Annotated in this window: 13 protein-coding genes; 6 read left to right on the top strand and 7 right to left on the bottom strand. The window is 56.6% G+C overall.

Annotated elements, in window-relative coordinates; translation table 11 throughout:
• Positions 1-239 precede the first annotated feature (239 nt).
• Positions 240-560, top strand: a complete 321-nt coding sequence (locus MJ205_RS08740; RefSeq protein ID WP_239812090.1) for an FHA domain-containing protein — start codon at positions 240-242, stop codon at positions 558-560.
• Between the two features lie 682 nt (positions 561-1,242).
• Here the strand turns inward: MJ205_RS08740 and MJ205_RS08735 are convergent.
• From MJ205_RS08735 to MJ205_RS08710, 6 genes are all read right to left on the bottom strand, one after another.
• Positions 1,243-1,416 carry a hypothetical protein gene (locus MJ205_RS08735; RefSeq protein WP_239812089.1) on the bottom strand — a complete coding sequence of 58 codons (174 nt, stop codon included), beginning with the start codon at positions 1,414-1,416 and terminating at the stop codon, positions 1,243-1,245.
• 523 nt (positions 1,417-1,939) lie between these two features.
• Complete coding sequence (locus MJ205_RS08730) at positions 1,940-2,818, bottom strand: DNA adenine methylase (RefSeq protein WP_239812088.1); 879 nt, start codon at positions 2,816-2,818, stop codon at positions 1,940-1,942.
• 17 nt (positions 2,819-2,835) lie between these two features.
• Positions 2,836-4,557, bottom strand: coding sequence for an ATP-dependent nuclease (locus MJ205_RS08725; RefSeq protein ID WP_239812087.1), 1,722 nt, complete (start codon positions 4,555-4,557; stop codon positions 2,836-2,838).
• A gap of 191 nt (positions 4,558-4,748) precedes the next feature.
• Complete coding sequence (locus MJ205_RS08720; RefSeq protein ID WP_239812086.1) at positions 4,749-5,396, bottom strand: helix-hairpin-helix domain-containing protein; 648 nt, start codon at positions 5,394-5,396, stop codon at positions 4,749-4,751.
• A gap of 20 nt (positions 5,397-5,416) precedes the next feature.
• On the bottom strand, positions 5,417-5,914 hold the full coding sequence (locus tag MJ205_RS08715) for a helix-hairpin-helix domain-containing protein (RefSeq protein ID WP_239812085.1): 498 nt from the start codon (positions 5,912-5,914) through the stop codon (positions 5,417-5,419).
• 70 nt (positions 5,915-5,984) lie between these two features.
• Positions 5,985-7,448 (bottom strand): NF038132 family protein, encoded by a 1,464-nt coding sequence (locus MJ205_RS08710; protein ID WP_239812084.1) that lies wholly within the window; start codon positions 7,446-7,448, stop codon positions 5,985-5,987.
• 373 nt (positions 7,449-7,821) lie between these two features.
• Between MJ205_RS08710 and MJ205_RS08705 the strand changes: the two genes are divergently transcribed.
• The 4 genes from MJ205_RS08705 to MJ205_RS08690 are packed head-to-tail and all read left to right on the top strand — an operon-like array spanning position 7,822 to position 11,372.
• The gene (locus tag MJ205_RS08705) at positions 7,822-8,226 is read left to right on the top strand and encodes a GNAT family N-acetyltransferase (protein ID WP_239812083.1); all 405 of its coding nucleotides are present in this window, start codon (positions 7,822-7,824) and stop codon (positions 8,224-8,226) included.
• Positions 8,204-9,061 carry a hypothetical protein gene (locus MJ205_RS08700; protein WP_239812082.1) on the top strand — a complete coding sequence of 286 codons (858 nt, stop codon included), beginning with the start codon at positions 8,204-8,206 and terminating at the stop codon, positions 9,059-9,061. Before MJ205_RS08705 ends, MJ205_RS08700 begins: the two co-directional genes overlap by 23 nt.
• 23 nt (positions 9,062-9,084) lie before the next feature.
• Positions 9,085-9,831 (top strand): phosphoadenosine phosphosulfate reductase family protein, encoded by a 747-nt coding sequence (locus MJ205_RS08695; protein WP_239812081.1) that lies wholly within the window; start codon positions 9,085-9,087, stop codon positions 9,829-9,831.
• Complete coding sequence (locus MJ205_RS08690) at positions 9,822-11,372, top strand: hypothetical protein (protein WP_239812080.1); 1,551 nt, start codon at positions 9,822-9,824, stop codon at positions 11,370-11,372. Before MJ205_RS08695 ends, MJ205_RS08690 begins: the two co-directional genes overlap by 10 nt.
• A gap of 1 nt (position 11,373) precedes the next feature.
• Here MJ205_RS08690 and MJ205_RS08685 read toward each other — a convergent pair whose 3' ends face one another.
• Positions 11,374-11,589, bottom strand: coding sequence for a hypothetical protein (locus MJ205_RS08685; protein WP_239812079.1), 216 nt, complete (start codon positions 11,587-11,589; stop codon positions 11,374-11,376).
• 93 nt (positions 11,590-11,682) lie between these two features.
• Here MJ205_RS08685 and MJ205_RS08680 point away from each other — a divergent pair, with 93 nt between their 5' ends.
• Positions 11,683-19,461, top strand: a complete 7,779-nt coding sequence (locus MJ205_RS08680; RefSeq protein WP_239812078.1) for an LPD38 domain-containing protein — start codon at positions 11,683-11,685, stop codon at positions 19,459-19,461.
• The last annotated feature ends 59 nt before the right edge of the window (positions 19,462-19,520 follow it).

Below are 19,520 nucleotides of genomic sequence, written 5' to 3'. Positions count from 1 at the left end.
GAGGCCCGGAGCAGGGCTAGAGCGGCTAGGGTTGGGCGCATGGTGGGATGGTAGCGCAAATGCGAAGAGAGCCGTCGAGGTGCCGGGCGGGTCCTTAGAGTTCGGTGATAATGCGCTCCGCCAAGAGTGTTCATTCTTGCGTTTAAGCTATCGATAAGGATAGGTCATTAGCATTGAAAATCCTCAAGATCTCATAGATCATCTGGTTTCTTTGTTAGTTATTTTCCATTGACATCGAAATGTTCCCAGAAATTGTTGTGACTCATGAGGCATCAATGATGCTTCGTTCGTACACGCTGCAAGAGGGCTTCACCACCTTTGGGCGGTATACAGACAGCGAGATTTGCCTTGATGATCCAACGGTGAGCAGAGACCACGGAGCGTTTTTATTACGTTCTGGCGTGTTGGTGGTAGAAGATCACCAGAGCTCCAATGGAATATTCATGAACGGTGTAAGGATCAGGCGGCGGGTGCTCTTTCAAGGAGACCGCCTAACCGTCGGCCCCTTTGAGATCTATGTGAAGCAGGCAACTGTGCCCTCTCAAGATCTAGCTGCCTAGCTTTATTAACAGCTACCCTCTCACGTTGGTAGCTGACCTACCCACCCAGCCTGGGCCTCGCACCAGCGGGGCCTTCTCGCTTGTGGCAACAACGAGCAGAGACGGCCTGGAGGTAGTTGGGTGAAGCGTTAGTTTCAATCAGTGCTTCGGACAACCTCGGCTTGACCCTTGACCCCTATCTGGTCACAGAGCCTCTCTGCAACACCGTCTGAGTATTCAACTCGCCATTGATCAAGTTCGTCCATCTGTGACAGGTCATAGACGACTCGCCCTGTTTCTCCAGAGGGGTGTCTTAGCACGTCACCCTCCAATATCTCATGACCGCCGAAATCGGTCCATGGTGCTTTTTGCATAGCCGTAAGCCTTTAAATTGAATGGGTAGGCAGGCTCTAGGAGCACGCATTGGGATCGGCCTTTACAGGCCGTTGCTTGGAAAATACAGGAAACTATCTTGAGAGATCGATCTCAAGTCCTTCACGCAGCGCGAGAGGAAAATGAAAAAGAGGGGAGCCGACCTTAGGAAGCAGCTGAGGCACAGAGAGCTTGCCTAAGGTGGTGTTGTCGAGGCTTGAAGGCTCAACGTTTTGACGAATCAGAGGGCAAGCATGCCCTGATCAGAAATTCAGGTTAGCACAGATCAATTGAGTTTGCAGGCTTATTTGGTACTCGTGCGCCCAAAGTGTCATTTGATGCCGAAAGTTATCTTCCGCCGGAGCCCCTCACGGTACAGATGGCCGCCGATCTCTGCCAGCGAGAACATCTCTTCTTCTGAGATGGTCCCCTCTATCTCACTCATAAACACAGCCAAAAGCGCCATAGCAGCGTCTGGGTCACAAGGGATGCCGAGCTGGTCCATGCGTTCAGCCTGTAGGCGGAAGCTCTCGATGTGTGGGTCTGGTCTAGTCATAAGGGCCTCCGGCGTTGTGACAGGCAAAAAAAGAGCCACCCGACCGGGTGGCGAACGTTGGAAAGAAAAGGCCGATCCTGGTCCACCAGGCAAGCGTGCAAGTGTTATGAGGGAGGGAGGAGGGTGCGCACGACTTCGGCATAAAAGCAGTGGATCCATCTTAGACCACTTCTCGTTGGTCGTGAGTCTCGCACGCGTTGCTCATGCAATGTGAAGCAAAAAAATGCCCGCACAAGGCGGGCTGTGGGACATATACCCGAAGTACTCCTCCCTCCAGAGAAGTTAGATAAATATAACAAATATATCGATATCTTTTCGTTGATTGATGTCAACTAGTGTCACATCGTTGAACAAGACTCTGTCAATGTCGGGTGATCCTGATGGAGACTCTGCAACCAGGCAAAAGAAAAGCCACCCGGAGGTGGCTAACAAACTTTTCACGAAATGCGTAACTACGTGAGACTTACTTAGATCACGCGGCCATGAGGCCATAGGCGTCCGGCGATATACATTCAATATCTAATGACGTTTTAAAAAACATAACCTCAGAACCTACGTAGCGTCTTTGAGCAGAATAGTTTAAGCCGTAAGTGTATGTTTTTGATGCTGAATACATTTCTCTAATTTGCTCCACATTGTCGTATGACACGATCCACGGAACTCTAAATTTAGAGGTTAATAGAATCTCAGCTATCGCAACGTGGTCATCGTGATCGTAGAAATTTCTATACAAACCTTGACCTTTGACGTAATAAGGTGGATCGAGGTAGATTAGAGAATTCTTTGGAAGAAACGTCGATATACCTTTCAGCAACGTCAATGCATCTACGTTATACACAGAAATAGCATCGGCGTGACTGGCAATTTTCTCAATTCGCTTGGTCAACACATCCTTCTTAAAACGCGCATCCAATTTGTAGACTCCTACCTGTTGGAGCCCCCCTATAACTCCGCCTTTGAGCACCCCGGAGCGATTGGTACGATTCATAAACAACGTGGCAAAGCCTCGCTCAACCTGGCCCACCTCTATTTCGCCTCTCAATACCGATCGCCAATAGAGCCATTGCTCCATCGTGACAGGGGTGTCTCTCAGCAATTTCAACAAAGACTCTGGTTGTTGCGTAACGCCGACCCAGAAGTCGTAGATGGCGGTATCAAGGTCATTGATGTGGATGTGAGAGGCAACGCCATGGAAGAGTAGATCCAGCGCTACGCCTGCACCTCCGGCGAACGGCTCTAAATAGTGCCCCCCTGCTAACCCATTGTTTTCCATCACCTTACTGATGAGGGGAGCGAACTGTGCCTTCCCGCCAGGGTAGCGCAACGGGGTGTAGAGTCTCTTGGAAAACATGGAGACGATTCTATACGTTATGGGTTAGCTTGGCCAGCCTTCAAGTGAGGGATCGCTGCGGCTATAGCCTTCTCGAAGTCAGCTCTGAATTTCTCTGCTTCATCGGGGCGTCGCTTCACCCATTCACTTATTAGCCCCCATTTTGATATGAGCTCGTATTTCTCTTTCCACCATTTCTTTGTCTGCTCCCGTTTTGAAAGAATTGTCGTCTCTCCATCGAGAAGATGCTCTTTTAATTGATCGGTGGTAACATCAATGAGTCCTAGGTTTTCTAAAGTCGACTCATTTTCATCCGGTAAATTTATTATATTCAAAATGAACTGCAGAAGACTTCTCTCTGGCGCAAGTGGCTTGTCTACGATATCCTTATTTTCGTTTCCAATCAGAGGGGCAGAGTATGAATCGCCAGGAAGAAGGGCGATATTTGCGTGCAACGGGTTGTTGGCATCTACTTTGGAATCAGCATCAAGAATTATAACTACTGATTTAAAGTAGCTGTCATGCGCGGAAAGGCTCGATAAATTGCCGCACCCAAGACCTAACGGGAGAGGTTGAATGGAAATTCCTAATTCGGCGCCTAGGTTATCAATGTATTCATTTGTGGCTATTGCAGAAAATATTGATTTTGCCTCATCATCTTCAAAATATACTTTTAAATTAGGTGGGGCAATTAATTTAACTCCGGGTGGAATTAAATTCATGTCGTTAATGATCTGGGATAAAGTAGGTGACTTTAATAATTTTGGACTCGCGGTATCGCGAATGTAAATGATGGCGTCAAGCGGATTCTTGTTGTGTGGCTCGGATTCAGGATGAATCGCCTCTATTAGTCGTGGTGAGTGCGTTGTGGCTATGATCTGTAATCCTAAATTTCGAGCCAGTTTTTTAAGATGCCGCGCCAAAGATCCTATAGCGTGCGGGTGAAGGCCTGAATCAATTTCATCAATTATAAGTAATCCTCCAGGGTAATTATCCCATTCTCTTTTTAATTTCTGAAAGGATGCTAAGGCAAGTGCAATACTACCCAAACTATCTTGGCCAACTGAAACGCATCGCGCATCAAAAGCATGCTTGGGTTGTCCCGATATTTTTCCAGTGTTGCTTATCTTCTGAATGGTAACATTAGCAGGAGTTGTATTGCTTCCTGGAATTACATTGTTTATGAATTCGGATATTAATTTGCTATCATCTGGATGCGCATTAAGTGCTGCACTAGAGGCGCTACCTTCTTCTGCTTCCCCTAAGGGAAGGAGGCGGGTCATGCCTAGGTATATAGTAGGCAACGGCACTTTCTGTGCAGGACCTACTGTAATTGATTTATCCGAGCTGGTGAAGCTCTTTGTTGAAGGTTTAATTGTGCGAGCAACAATTCGTGCTTCCGTCTTATCTCTTGGTCCGAGTCTGCACGCTTTAGTTAGCGAATCAGTTTTGTTAATTGTGTACGTTACGCTGGGTTCTGAAAGTGTTTTTGGGGGGCCAAGTTTGCTCTGGAAATCATCGATAAAATCGATATGAATTATTTGATTGAAATTGGCTTGATATGTTTTGCCAAAGTAAGATTTATACTTTCTAGAGGTTAATCCTGATGGGTGCGCCAGGAGTGCTAAAATTGTCGATTTTCCTATTCCATTATGTCCTGCAATAATTGTAATTCTGTTCGCAATCGGAATGGAAATGGATTTCAACTTGCGAAATTTGTTTTCGCTAAATGATAGCTCTTTGATGGAGATAGAAGGCAATTTTTTGTACTCCCGATTATAGAATTCAATTTCTCGAGTTGTGTGTGCTTAAATATTGATCATGATGAAATTAATTGCACAGCAACCCAAGCATAATTTTTTCAGATGCAATTAGCTGGGCGAGGGCGAACAAGATCCTATCAGGTCTTTCTTACGTCGACTTACAGTTAGCCAGCTGACGGAGTGATGGACTAAGAAAGCTCCGGAAAGTACACGCTCTCAATCTCCCTCAGCTTGAGTGCACCCAGACCCCTGATGTTCATCAGTTTCTTCCGCTCCGCGGCAAGCAGCTGCTCAAGCGTCGTGATCCCACCGCGGGCCAAGGCTCGCACAACGGCTGGGGATAGGGAGCCATTGAGAGAGGAGCCCTTGATATGGCGGATCGGCAAGTCGTCCCGTACTGTAGTGGCCGACTTGCCCAGCAATAACAATCTATCAATCTCCCGAAGCTTTGTCGGCCCCAAAGCTTTTATGGCGAGGAGATTCTTCCGGCTAGCTGCACGCAGTTGCGCGACGGTCGTGATACCGCCCCGAGCGAGGGCTTGTACAGTGCCAGGCAACAGCATGCCGTTTAGGGACGATCCCTGCGCATATGGAATTGGAGGGGGCACCCGACGTGGCGTGAAGGTCTCACCAGGAAACAGAATCCGCTCCAGTTGCCTGAACTTGCTTATGCCCATGCCTGGCAGCTTGAGCAACTGATCTGGGTAGGCCCTGAACGCTGCCTCTACTGTGTAGATCCCGTTACTTTCAAGGAGGTTCTTGAGGCGCAGTGGAAGTATCTTGTCCAGGGGCAACTCAGCTGGAGGTGAGGGATCATCCTGCATGGCAATCATCATAGATGTCGGCGGAGGAGAACTCAAATGTCCGTTAGCAGGTTGCCAGCGCTATCCGGTAGCGTCGGCGCCGGGCGCCTGCCGCGTGGCACTTCATAGTGCTGACCTGGAAAGAACACGATCTCGATCTCCCGAAGCATCCCAACGCCCAGCCGTTCGATCTTTAGTAGGTCAGCCGGCTGTGCAGCTTTGAGCTGATCAACAGTCGTAATCCCACCACGCGCCAAAATTCGCACGATTGCAGGAGAGAGTACGCCATTCAGAGAAGATCCTTTGACGTGACGTATCGGTGAGAGCACTCTGGCCGGCTCAAACTTCTTGCCTGGGAAAAACGCCGCCTCAATCTGTCTGAACTTGGACATACCTATGCCCCGAAATTTTAGGAGGGTGTGGGGGTAGGCCTTGCGCACGTCCTCCACTGTGTGAACCCCATTCTTCTGAAGGAGGGCTTTCACCCCGAGGGGCAACAGCTCATCCAGGGGTGTTTCGGTTTGAGGTGCATCCTGCATGTTGAACATCATAGGCTGTGCCGCATTCAGCTGCGATAGGGAATGCATAGGCGGAAAAAAGCCCTCCGAAGAGGGCCCGCGATCAGATCGATTTGCGCCGGCGCATGAAGCCCATGGACCCAGCAACCAGCCCCGAGAGCAGTAGTAGACCAACACCGCCGAGGGCGGGGACAGGGGTTGGAGAAGACCCATTTCCATTGCCTTGCACGTTAAATGTAAGTACTGCATCGTCACACACTGTGCTGTTTGGAGTTGGCAAGCAGACGCGAACTGTAGCTGTAGCTGTGCCCGTGAAATTCGCAATCGGTGTGTATGTAAACGCGCCAGTGGATGGATCGATGGATAACTGACCTTGAGTGGGTGGGGTCAATACCTCAAAGACAGAGTCAGGGGGGACTTGTCCGCCATCGCCCGCGTTCCCAGTAACTGGCTTATTTACCTGGGTGCTGAAGCTTGCATCGTTGATGACGGGAGGCGTTACAGGGAGAGCCGTAACCGTAAATTCTTGCGTCTGAGTGCTACTCGTTCCTGTGAGTGTTGCGGTTACAGAGTACTGTCCCGCAGGCAATCCTGCACCTTGAGTAGTGTAGGTATTGTCGGGATTCAGAGTGGCCTGAATGTTTTCGACGTACCCATTTGGACCAGTTACAACTAAGTCAACAGTGGTTGATGTGCCGGGGTTAGCAACTGATCCAGAGTACACAGGCTGAGTAAAGGCTGGCAATGTTCCGGGATTCGTCAGAGCCAAGCTTGAGGGTAGCTGACCAGCAACCAGAAGACCGTCAACCGCCAAACCGGACTGCTGAGCATTGTCAGACCAATTGACCACTCCGATTTCAAGTCGGTAGGATCCTGCCGCAGGAACATTGTATGTAGCTTCAATCCAGCCCGAGTAGCCACAGCCGGTGTTGTAGCATGTACCAGTGCCGCCGCCTGCAGTCCCCAATGGAGTCCAAGTCGGAGCGCCTGCAATAATTGGCACACTTGGTGGAGTGAGTGTTGCTTGGTGTGGTGGCATTCCGTTTCCTGGCACTACGGATTCCACTGGGTCTGTCCGAGCCGTGAAAAGAAGCGCAACTTCATTACCAGATGCGTCTAGAAGCCTTGCCCAAGCGAAATCAGAAAAACCTGCCCCGTCACTAGTGACATAGTTGAATTGAAAGCTAACGGGAGCGTTGGCTGCAGGAACTGCAAAGAGTGGGGAAGTATATGTTGCGCCGTTCCTGACTTCTGTGTTCGGAACGCCGGTGGGCAACTTGGTCAAGTCAAAATCATCAGGGCTAGAGCCATCGGCATTTATTTGAGTACTCACCCATGCATAGCCAGTAGTGCCTGCTACAGGAGCATCGGTGACTACACCGTCGGCCGTTGAAGTTCCACATCCAATCAGGTTGCTGCACGTCCAGGCAGTAGTATCAATTGCCCAAGACTGGACTGAGAAAACTAATCCGGCAGTAGCCAAAAGAGTCTTAACTTTCATTTTTTCTCCTGAGAGTTGAGCTCCAAATTGAAGCGGATGAACACATCCTTCAAGGTGAAGATTCAAGGCTTTGAACTGTTTGAAGGCAAGGGCCCTTGGACAGGCCAGGCGATGAGGATCACAATTTTCTATAAAACTATAAATGTAAACAGATTGTTGCGAATTGTCTATCACTGAAACTAGTGATAGGGATATCCCGGAATCACAAACACAAAACGCAAAAAAGCCCGCGTCTGCGGGCTGCTGGGAGGGGGGATGGTGTCCAGGAGCTGGACATCATCAGCTAAGCGGACGTGAAAAAGCCCTTTGGTGAGGCAGCAGAACGCACCCCCTCTGTAGTTCTACTGAGGCAGCCGCTCCCGACGCGCTGGAAGCAACTATGCCCTCATATGCTGGCTTTTTGTTGGGCGAGTCGTGCCAAGCCTGACACCCTCCCTGCATGTTGGTGTTTGAAGCCGATCAGGTCTATGACTATCTGAAATCCCGCATGCCAGGCCTTCTGCGCCTGGAGAGCGGGGTTGGTATTGGCTGGTCCCGTGATGGGGAGCTTGTGGCCGGGGCAGTGTTTGAGCAACACAACGGCGTCAGCGTCTGGGCCCATGTGGCCATTGATGACGGCCATCTCCCTCGCACTTTCCTGCGCGCCTTTCTCGCCTATCCCTTTAAGGTCTGCAAGGTGCAGGCCGTGCGCGGATATGTGGAGGCCTCGAACCACCGACTTCGGAATCTGGCGCGCCGGCTTGGCGCGGTGGAAGAAGCAACTTTGAAGCAGGCCACGCCCAACGGGGATGTGGTGATCTGCACCCTTTGGAGACGAAACCATGTCGCGCTGGCACAAAACTGAATGGGACATGCTCCCCGAGCATGCGTTTCGCCCGCGCCCGGGCGGGATGACCTTTGAGGGCGGCACCTCCACGCCGGCGCCTGACCCGCGCCTGGTCGAGGCCCAGGTTAGAAACCTCGGAGTTCAGGATGACATGATCCGGCAGATCATCCAGAACACCAACGACATGGCGCCCGTCCAGAAGGAGCAGACTCAGTTCGCTCTGGACACCGCGCGCCAGTCCTGGGAGCAGTCGCAGGCCGACCGTGAATATGCAATCGGCCGGCGCGACCAGCTGACCGGCCTGCAAGACACGATGATTCAGGACGCGAAGACCTTCAACACGGAAGCGAAACGCGAAGAGCTCGCAGGCCAGGCAGCGGCCGACGTGTCCCAGGCATACACCAGCGCGCAGCGCACCCAGGCGGCCGAGATGGCGCGCATGGGCGTGAACCCGGCCGATGGCAAATACGGGTCGATGTCGAATGCGCTGTCAGCCACCACGGCACTTGCTTCCGCCTCTGCCAAGAACGGCGCTCGCACGGCCGCGCGACAGGAAGGCCAAATGCTGACCGATCGTGCGTCGAATGCGCTGGCCGGTTACCCGGCAATGGGGATGCAGACCACGGCCGCCACGGCAGGCTATGGAGGCATGGGCCAATCAGTGGCAAACACCGGATTGGCGGGCTTGAACTCCGGCTACGGCCAGGCCGCCGGTATGGCGGGAAATGCTGGCAACAGCGCAGCCAACATGTGGGGCCAGCAGTCCAACGCCTACCAACAGTCACAGGCCTCCTCCGGTGCAACTACGGGCACGCTGCTGGGCGTAGGCATGTCTGCGGCAATCGCAATATGACCACTGGACCCGATGCACTCGATGTGATCCAAGTGGATGCCCTTTTGTCTGGCAGACGCTGCGCGCTGCAATTCTCCGGCGGCAAGGACTCGCTGGCATGCGTCTACCTCCTCAAGCCGTGGGTGCTTGCCGGCCTGCCGGTTTACTGGACGCACACGGGCGACACCATCCCGGAGACGCTGGCAGTGGTGGAGCAGGTGCGCCAGTGGGTGCCAGATTTCCGCGTGATTGAGGCTGATGTGTTGGCCTGGAAGCACGTCAACGGCACGCCCTCCGATGTGACCACAGCGCAGTCCACCTGGATGGGCCAGCAGTACGCCATGACCGACACCCAGCTGGTGGGGCGGTTCGATTGCTGCTGGCACAACCTGATGAAGCCCATGCACGACCGCATGCTAGCCGATGGCGTGGATCTTGTGATCCGTGGCACCAAGCTGGCCGATACAGGAAAGGTGCCTGCCAATGGTGCCACCGAGCATTACGACGTGCTGCTGCCGCTGCTGAACTGGAGTCATGCCCAGGTCTTCGACTACCTGCAGGAGGTCGGCGCGCCCATGAGCCCGGTGTATGAACATTTCAAAGCCATCAGCGCGCCCGAGTGTCTGCACTGCAGCGCCTGGTGGGATGACGGCAAAGCGCAGTACCTAAAGCAGCTTCACCCGGAGAAGGTGCCGCAGTACCAGGTCAGCCTGCAGCAAATACGAGCAGAGCTGAGCAAGCGCCTGCAGGAATTGGACAGTGAATTGAAGGAGTGCGAATCATGGCATTAGGCGATGCATTTGGGCGCGGTTTCGCGCAAGGGCAATCAATTTTCAGCGGCATGCAGAAGCAGTTTGAGGACGCGGAGCAGCGTCGGGAACTGGCAAAAATTGCCGAGGCCAAGCCAGAGACCTCCACCGGCTACACAGCAGATACCGGCGCCGAGCTGGAAAAGCTGGCCGGCCAAGGCTACAAGGTGGACTTTGACCAGGCCAAAAACTCCTATGTCGCAACCAATGATGCAGGTGACACGAAGTCCTTTGCCATGCAAGGCATCACCGATTTCATGGGCAAGCGTACCGCCGGCACCATGTCGCAGGCCCAGGTCGACAACAGCAAGATGCTGGCCATGGCCGATGTGATCGGCAAGAGCGACCCCATGGCTGCGCTGCGCATGAAACGAGAGGTGCGCGAAGGCGACCACCAAGCAGCCCGCCAGGCGCGCGAGCAGAAGACCTGGGCAAAAGAGGACGCGGTGGAGGCGCTGGATACCCAACTGGGCCAGGAATTCGAGGCAGGCCTAGTTGGTGAGGACGGGAAAAGGCGCGCTCCCACGGCTGACGACTACATGAAGGCGAATCAGCAGCGTGCCTTTAAATACGCCGCAGCCGGGCACATGAAAGAGGCGCAATCGGCCTTTAAAGATAACCTGGCATCCGCATACACCAAGATCCAGATGGATGGGGCAGAGCGCAAGCAAGCGCTGGGCCCGGCCATGGCCGCGCTGTCGAGCGGCGACTATGGCGCAGTGGCGGACTTTTACAACCGGTTTGTTCCGAGCGGTGCCAAGGTGACCGGCATCGAGGCGGGCAAGGATGGTGGCCTGGTGATGCAGCGCACCGGCGTGGATGGGCAGCCGATGTCGCCGCTGCAGGCCAAGGACAAGCGCGAGGCCATGGCCATGCTGCAGTCCTTGGAAAACCCGTCCGCCTTGTACCAATACTCGCAGGACGAATTTAGCAACCAGCTCAAGCTAAAGCAGGACGCACGGGCCGACCATGCCGACAAGCGCGCCGACGCGCAGCTGGAGCTGAGCCGCAGAGCAGATGCGCGCGCTGGTGCAGCAGCTGGGCGGGCAGCATCGAACGATTCGCGTGAGCGATCGGAAAAGCAACAGCGTGCCGATGCGCGAGTGCAGTTGGCCCTGGAGCAAAACCCCAAGCTCTCAGATGCGCAAAAGAATGCGATCCGTTACGGCGTCATGGAGCTGCCAGGCCAGGCTGACAAGGGCGAGAAGCACACCTACAACCCGGTGGAGATCCAGAAGTCTTTCGGTGAGGTGGTGAGCGATCCGCTCTCGGGTAAAGAGTCGATCAAAAGGAACGCAGCCAAGGAGCAGAAATTTATTGACTGGTGGGCCGATAACCCCCAATTCAAAAGTCAGGACCGTGCCTTGCAGGAGTTCAATCGGACAGACTCCAAGCAAAGGCGCGCGTCTACTTCACTGGGCGTGCCTATTCGCGCTCTGGAATATCTCAAAGCGAACCCGGATCAAGCAGCAAATTTCGATAGGAAATACGGGGAAGGTGCTGCAGCCAGAGCATTGAAGTAAGCTATTTAGGGTCGAACTTATCAAAGGGATTGGCCGGTGGCTGAGGGATGGGCTTTAGCTCCCGCGTGCCCGTGGTACCTGCCGCAAGAATGGACCCGGTCCATCTATCCAATCGATAAACGACACTGTTATCACTTGCAGCCACCAGGTCGTAACGAAAAAGCCAAGCTGCAATAGCTGCCAAAAAAATGAGGGCGATGTAGCTTGGCTTGTTCATGTGCATTTCTAAGTGGTGGTTTCTTAATGTATCAGAGCTAAGAACTACTCTCGTCCCAAGCCTGCCAACCTCCTTTCATGATTAGGAGTAGGTATGGCCAAAAACCCGTTTGATCAGTTCGATGAAGTCAACCCCTTTGACCAGTTCGATGAGAAGAAGCCGGATGTAGCAAAACCAAGCAAGGGGCTGCTATCGACACTGGCAGAGGTGGGGGGGGATTTTGCAAAGCGGATGAGTGGCGCCGGTGTTAGTGGCGTTGCGAGCATTCCAGAGGCAGTGCAGTCATCGGCACGCGCAGGCGTTCGTAGCGGCGCATCTGGTGAGCCGAGTTCGGTTATGCCTGGAGGGGTGTTCATTCCCGGGATTGACACGGACGAAGCAATCAATGGGCCCATGGATGACGTTGCCAAGGCCAAACGCGAACTCGGCGCAGAGCGTTTGGCTCTGAACGTGAAGGTTCCATTCGCGGGTGCGATTGCCAAGGCGGGCAAGGACACCCAAGAGGACATCAACAAAACAACCAGCCTGGCGACCCAGGATGCGGTAGCCAACTCCCAGATCACGGGCAATTTGCTCAAGGGTGAAATCGCCTTCGGCAAAGATCCATCGGTACGTGGAATTGTGATGCAGGGCGCCGACGTGTTCGGCAGCATGCTTCCCACGGTGGCCACGGCGATTATCACGCGTAGCCCCGGCGTGGCTGGAGCAGTGGGCGGCGCCATGGCCGCCGGCGAAGGTGTGGGCAATGCACGGGACTTCATAGCCAAGCAGACCCATGAACAACTGCTAGAGCACTCGCCGATTTACAAGCGGATGGTGGATGCCGGGGCCAGCCCGGAAGAAGCGCGGGCCATCACAAGCGCACGGGCTGAGGACACGGCCGCGCTCATGCAAGGTGCTGTTGCTTCTGTGGGTGACCGATTCACCGGCAAGCTTGTGACTGGCGGCTTTGACAAGCTTCTCACGCGTGCAGCTGGCAAGTCTGTCGTGGGACGTGCCGCAGCGGGCGCAGCGGTTTCAGGCTTGGAGGAGGGAACGCAGGAGCTGAGCGAAGGCATTGCGTCTGATCTGGGCATCAAGAGTGTGACCGGGAACAAGGAGGTAGGCGAGGACTCGGCGGCAAACTTTGTGCTGGGCGCGCTGGGCGGATCTGCTCCCGGCGCTGGTCGCGGAGTGGTGTCGGGCGTAAAGGACCGCTTGGCCGACCGTGCCGCCGGTAAGCAGGTGGACAATGCTGCCCCTGCACCAGGTGCACCAGGTGCACCACCAGCAGCACCTGCAGCACCTGCAGCACCTGCAGATACCGGTGGGAATGTGGCCGCGCCTACGCCGGCCAGCACTGCGCCGGTCAGCCCAGCACCTGCACAGCCCCAGACTGAAGGCCAGGTGGCAGGCAACCCTGATAGCCAATCGCAGCCTGCGCCCGCTGGCGTGCCCGAGGATGTTGCGCGAGCGCGGAATCCAGATGGTGCACCTGAAACCATGTCGGCCGAGCTGGCTGAAACGCGTCTGGCTGAACTGGAGCTTGAAGCCAGCACCACGGGTCTGAATCCTGCGCAGGACGCAGAACGCCAGGCACTGGCCGAGCGAGTTGCTGTCGATCGCGCTCAAGAAATGGATGCCGAGGCCATTGGTGTGCCCGTCGATGAGGCGGCAGCACCAGGGACAGAACAAGGCTCAGCGCGGGCCGCAGCGGAAAATGGGACTGCAGCAGCACCAGCTGCCGGCGTCGATTCTGCCGCCAAGGAATCGACGGCGCGCACCTGGCCGCAGTTTGTGCTGGAGCAGGGCGAGCGGGTGTCCGAGCTCAAGAAGGGCACCCCTCGATGGAACGAGCTGAAGGCATCGTGGGATGCCCTCAAGATCACCCGCGCTGGCCAAGATTCGGAAGGCACCGGCGCAGCGGGCGAGCCCAAGGCAGAGATCCAGAACCGTGATCGCAGTCGCCCGGCCTCTGTTATCCAGATGCAGGGCATGGCCGCCAACCCGGATTACATGCGATTGGGCGTCTCCCGCTCGCCAGAGTCTGGTGCGCCCATGGTGTTTGCAGTGGGCGACCAAGCGCAGGCGGCGGTGGCTACAGGGCGCGGTGACACTGCGGTGATGAGCGACGGCCAGCGCGTGCCATTCCAGTACGCGGTCATGGAGGCGGCGGATGTGCAGCCGTCCAATTTTGCGGACGGCGCCGTCAACCCGCTGTTTGATTCTGCCCATCCTGGCACCGTCAAGGCACTGAACAACGGCCGCACGGCTGGCCTGCGCGCTGCCTATGAGCGGGGCACGGCCGAAGGATACAAGCGCGAGCTGATCGCCGACAGCGACATGCACGGCATCGATCCGGCAGTCATCGAGGGGATGAAAGCCCCTGTGCTTGTGCGCATGTACAGCGAGGCTGACAACCGCACGAACATGGGCGCCAAGAGCCAAAGCCAGGCTTTGGGGCTCTCCGCCTCCGAGCAGGCGGCCACTGATGCCGCACTGATGGATAACTCGGTGGTCGATGCGTTCGCCACTGGCGCGCTCGACAGCGCGGCCAACCGTGATTTTGCCCGTGCCTTCATCGGCAAGCTGCAGGCCGCTGGCCAGGATGTAGCCGGCATGATGGATGCCAATGGCGCGCTCTCGCCCGCCGGCGTGACCCGGCTGCAGGCCGGCCTGGTGCACAAGGCCTACGGCGATGGTGACCTGGTTGAATCCCTGTTTGGCTCCACCGATAACGACATTCGTGCCATCGGCGAAGCGCTCAAGGACGTGGCCGGCGAATGGGCCAACCTGCGCAGCTCGGTCAAGGCCGGGGCCATCAATCCCGAAGTGGACGTGACGGCCAACCTCCTGCAAGCGATCCGTGTGGTGCAGAAGGCGCGGCGCGAGCGCGGCTCGCTCCATGACGCGATCAACCAGGTGGACATGGTGACGGGCGATGTCCTGGACCCTCTCACTGTCGGCATGCTGCGCCTGCTGTATACCGGCCACTACCTCACCCGCGCCACAGGCCGGGAACGACTGACAGAATCGCTGCGCGAATACATGGCTGCCGCCTTGGCAACCAGTGTGGGCGGTGATATGTTTGGTGAACAGGTCGGCCCTGCCGAAATTCTCAACGCTTTGAGCGCGGCGCCCGCGCAACCCCAAAATGAATCAATCTCAGCCCGACAAGACCAGTCCCCAACCGCGCAAGGCGAGCGAGTCGCCCCTGGCAGCGACCCTGCTGGCAGCCGTGCTGATGAAGCAGGGCAGCCAGCACCAGGACAAGAATCAAGTGGAGCAGGGCCAAGCGTTGCTGAAGCTGGCCGACGCAGCGAAGGGCAAAATGCCCAAGATCCCGGCGGACAGCAAGATCGGCAAAGCGCTGAAGGACCTGGCCAAGACGGCAGTGGCACCGTAGCGCCTGAGCTTGAGCTATCCAGCTATTCGGCAGAAGAACTCAAAGCACGCCAAGAAGCGGAGGAGCAGGCTGTAACAGCTAAATCCAAGGCGGATGCTGAAGAGAGCAGCCGAGCTGAAGCTGATGCAGAGCGTGCAAACTTCGGGCTGACGGGCAGCGATCGTGCCGCCGACACCCTTGCGGCGCAAGGTCAGGCGCCGATGTTCAGCCGCAGCGCGTCAACTCAACAGGCGTATGAGGCGCGCATTGACGCCTTGTTTTCAGGCCAGGCACAGAAGGATTCGCGGACGGGTGTGCGTGTGCTGGACCGTTCGGACATGCTCGCGTTCCTTGGTATGGGTGACGGGCCAGTGAGTCTGGCCGAGAGCAAGGTGAATGCGGCAAAGCATCCCAATATGACTGCAGAGGTGTGGAAGAAGATTCCGCAGTGGCTGGACAACCCTGCAGCGGTGTTTGATTCGGCCACTGTTCAAGGCCGCTTGGTGATGATTGCGCCCCAGTTGGTCAATGGGGCGCCTGTATTGATGGTGGTGGAGCCGCAGAAGGGCGGCATGCAGGTTCACCTGCTGCAGAACGCCTATGACAAGGACGATAGCCCCCCACCTGTGGGACGTTGGCTTCGTGAAGGCCTTGCGCATTACGTCAACCAAAAAGAATTCCCAGCTATCTTGCAGCAGTCTGGACTCCAATTGTCCAGCAGTGCTTGGCAAAATAAACCGGGAACACGCAAGATTTTAACGGAAAAGAATTTTTCTGGCTATCTCAAAGCGAATCCATTCGCCGCTACTGAGCCGGCAGCCAAACCTATCCAGCAAGACGATGAATCTGGAAAGCAGAAGTCCCCAACTGCCGTAAAAGCCTCTGGGCTCCAATTGCCCAGTACAGCCCTGCAAAGCCAGCCGGGAACAGACGGGATAGTAACCGAAGAGCGGAATTCAGAATCTCGGAAACGAGACCCGGATGAGCCCGCGTTGAGCCGTGGCGAATCTGCTACCAGTGCGCAGGACACATCGCGCGTGCAACGGGTGGTAGACGGGTTTGTCAAAGGCTGGGCCAATGCGCCTGAAGTGATCGTGATCAGCGACATGCAAGACGCCAAGGTGCCCAAGGCCGTGCGCGACTACGACGCTGCCATGCGTAGCGATGGCGCAGAGGGGGTGCCGGAGGGCTTCTACTACAAGGGCAAGGTCTACCTGGTGGCGAGCCAGCTGCGCACCCCCATGGACGTGGTGCGCGTGTTGTTCCATGAAACCCTGGGCCACCACGGGTTGAAGCACGTATTTGGTGCCCAGCTCGATCCGATCCTGCAGCAGCTGGCCAGCCAGCGTGCAGCGCAGGTGAAAAAGAAGGCTGCAGAGTATGGCCTGGATATGGCCGACCATGCGCAGCGCTCCATGGCTGCCGAAGAAGTGCTGGCCGAGATGGCGCAAACGCATCCTGAGCTGGGCTACGTGAAGCGCGCGATTGCCGCGGTTCGCCAGTGGCTGCGCAAGAACGTGCCGGCCCTGGCCAAAATGCAGCTGACCGATGCGGACATCATCCATTACTTCATCCTGCCGGCGCGTGATTTCGTGGTGCGCGGCAAGGCCGAAGCCTCTGGCCAGGTGAAGGCTGGTGCGGCGCCGGCATTCAGCCGGGCACCAGCGCCTGTTGGTGCACCGCCGGGCGGGAACGGCAAGCTGGCCCAACTACAGGCCAAGGCCCGCAGCCTGCTGGATCCGTCGAAGGTGGATACCTGGCTCTACCACTGGCAAGACAAGTTCATCGATCTCAAGCGTATTCAGGAGCAGATCAAGGCCTTGAATGGCACGGTGTCCGAAACCAACGATGCCTACCGGGGTGAAGAGCTGTACCACAAGCGTGTTGCAAAGCGCGCGGCGAATTTCCTGCGCGACGAGGTGCGGCCGCTCATGAAGGCCATGAACGACGCCGGCGTGGGCATCGAGGAGTTTGAGCGCTACCTGCATGCCCGGCATGCTGCCGAAGCCAATAAAGCGATGGCAGAGCGCAACCCGAGCCAGCAGGAGCTGGTGGCCAAGCGCGCTACAGCGGACCAAACGGTGACCGATCTGCGAAACCAGCTGCAGCGCGCGCAGGCGCAGGGCCTGGCCACAGTCGCAATCCAGAAGGCACTGGGTCAGGCGCTGATCGAAAAAGCTGATTGGGATGGTGCACAGGCCTTCAACGGCTCCGAAGACCAACGCCTATCGCTGTCAGGCATGAGCGATCAGGAAGCGGCCAAGATCCTGGCCAGCTACACCGGTGACGCCAAGAAAGCCATCGAGGACCTGGGCGCGCGCGTGGACCAGATGAACGAGGGCACGCTGCGCACGCTGGATGACTATGGCCTGATGGATAAGGCGACGCTCAACGCCTGGCGCAACGCCTACCAGCACTATGTGCCCCTGCATCGTGATGAGGCGAACCCGGACAGCAAGGCCCATCCTATTGGCCAGGGCTTCAGCACCAAGGGTGATGCGGCCAAAAAGCGCACCGGCTCGAATGAGAAAGTGACCAACATCCTGTCTCACATCGTGATGCAGCGCGAGGCTGCGCTGACGCGGGGAGAGAAAAACAACGTGGTCAAGCGCCTGTACCTGCTGGCGGCCCAGAACCCAGATGCAAGTCTGTGGAGCCTGGATCTGCCGAAGAAGAAGATGCTCGACCAAGACACCGGCTTGGTGCGCACGGTGGCGGATCCGGCCGCGCGCCTCAAGGACAACGTCATAACCTTCCGTGTTGGCGGCAAAGACAAGTACCTGGTGTTCAACGAGCGCAATGAGCGCGCCGCCCGCTTGGCGCTGGCTGTGAAGAACATGGATGCTGCTGAGCTGGATTGGCTCAGCCGGACCATGGGGCACGCCACGCGATGGATGGCAGCTGTGAACACGCAGTACAACCCAGTGTTTTCCGTCTTCAATATCGTCCGCGACCTCCAGGGGGCCAGCCTGCAGCTGTCCGACACTAAGCTGGCCGGCAAGCAGAAGGACGTGTTGGCCAACATCGCTAAGAACACCGGCAAGATATGGGCCGAGCTGCGGCGCGAGCGCAGGGAAGAGGGCGTTGGCACCGGGCCATGGGCCCAGCTCATGGAGCAGTTCCAACTGGACGGCGGTACCACCGGCTTCCGCGAGCTGTACAGCGATCCGGCGGACCGGTTGAAGGCTCTGCAAAAGGAGCTGCACAAAGGCACCCAAGGTGCCGCAGCCAAGGGTGCCAGTTTCGCCTTGGGTGTGCTGTCCGATTTCAATGAGTCGCTGGAGATGACCACCCGCCTGGCAACCTACAAGGTAGCGCTGGATAACGGCCTGAGCAGGCAGGAGGCCGCGAGCCTGGCCAAGAACATCACGGTGAACTTCAACCGCAAGGGGCGCGTCACCAGTGTGCTGGGCAGCCACTATGCGTTTCTGAATGCGGCGATCCAGGGCAATGCCCGGCTGCTGCAGACCATGACGGGCCCGGCCGGCCGCAAGATTGCGCTTGGCGGGGTAGGCCTGGGCGTGATGATGGCGCTGATGGGCCAACTCATGATGGGAGGCGGGGATGGTGCCGACGATGAATGGAAGAAGATTCCCGAATTCGTCAAGGAGCGCAACGTCATCATTCCGCTGTCGCGCACCCAATACGTGACGATCCCCATGCCGCTGGGCTTCCATGTGCTGCCCAACCTGGGCCGCAAGATGGTCGATGCTGCTTTCCACAATGATCCCACCGTCAGCCGGGCAAAGTATGTGGGCGACATGGCGGCCATCGCGTTGAGCGCCTACAACCCATTTGGCGGGTCGGACAACATGATGCAGATGTTCACCCCCACCTGGGCGGACCCTGCTATTGCGCTGGCCACCAACAAGGACTGGATGGGCAAAAGCATCTTCAAGGAGGTGCGTGACATCAACCACCCCACGCCAGGCCACGCCCGGGTTAAGGACGCTACGGCTCTGCCATATCGCTGGGCGGCCAGAGGTATCAATGCCGCCACGGGCGGCAGCGAATGGGAGCAGGGCGCGATCAGCCCCACGCCTGAGGCTATCCAGTACCTGGTCGAGCAGGCTTTTGGCGGCGTGCTGCGGGAAGCCAACAAGCTGGGAGCCACGGCCACGGCCGCAGCCACCGGGGAAGAGCTGGCACCGCACCAGTGGTTCTTGGCGGGCCGCGTCTACGGCAACACCACCGGCATGAACGGCCAGAGCGGCACCTACTACGACAACGCTAAACGTATCAACGTCGCGCTGGCCGAAGCTAAGGCCCGGGTTGAGCGAGGCGAAAACGTGGATGCGGTGCTGAAGGATGTGCCACTGGCCAAGGCCGCTGGCGTAGAGAAGCTGGCGGATAAGCGTGTGGCAGAGCTGACGAAGCTTCGCCGCAAAGTGCAGGCCAGCGACTTGCCGGACAAGAAAGACCAGGTCAAGGCCATCAACAAGGAGATCGAAGGCACCATGCGCCTGCTGAATCAGGCGGTTTCGGATGTTCTAAAGCAACAAACATAGCTATTTGTTTACTTAGGGATTCGGATCCGCAAATCGCTGATAACGCACAGAATAATTTT

Source organism: Comamonas sp. B21-038 (genome assembly GCF_022387135.1).
GTDB lineage: Bacteria > Pseudomonadota > Gammaproteobacteria > Burkholderiales > Burkholderiaceae_C > Comamonas > Comamonas sediminis.
The sequence above is the reverse complement of the archived record's forward strand: the minus strand, read 5'-3'. Positions and strand labels throughout refer to the sequence as shown.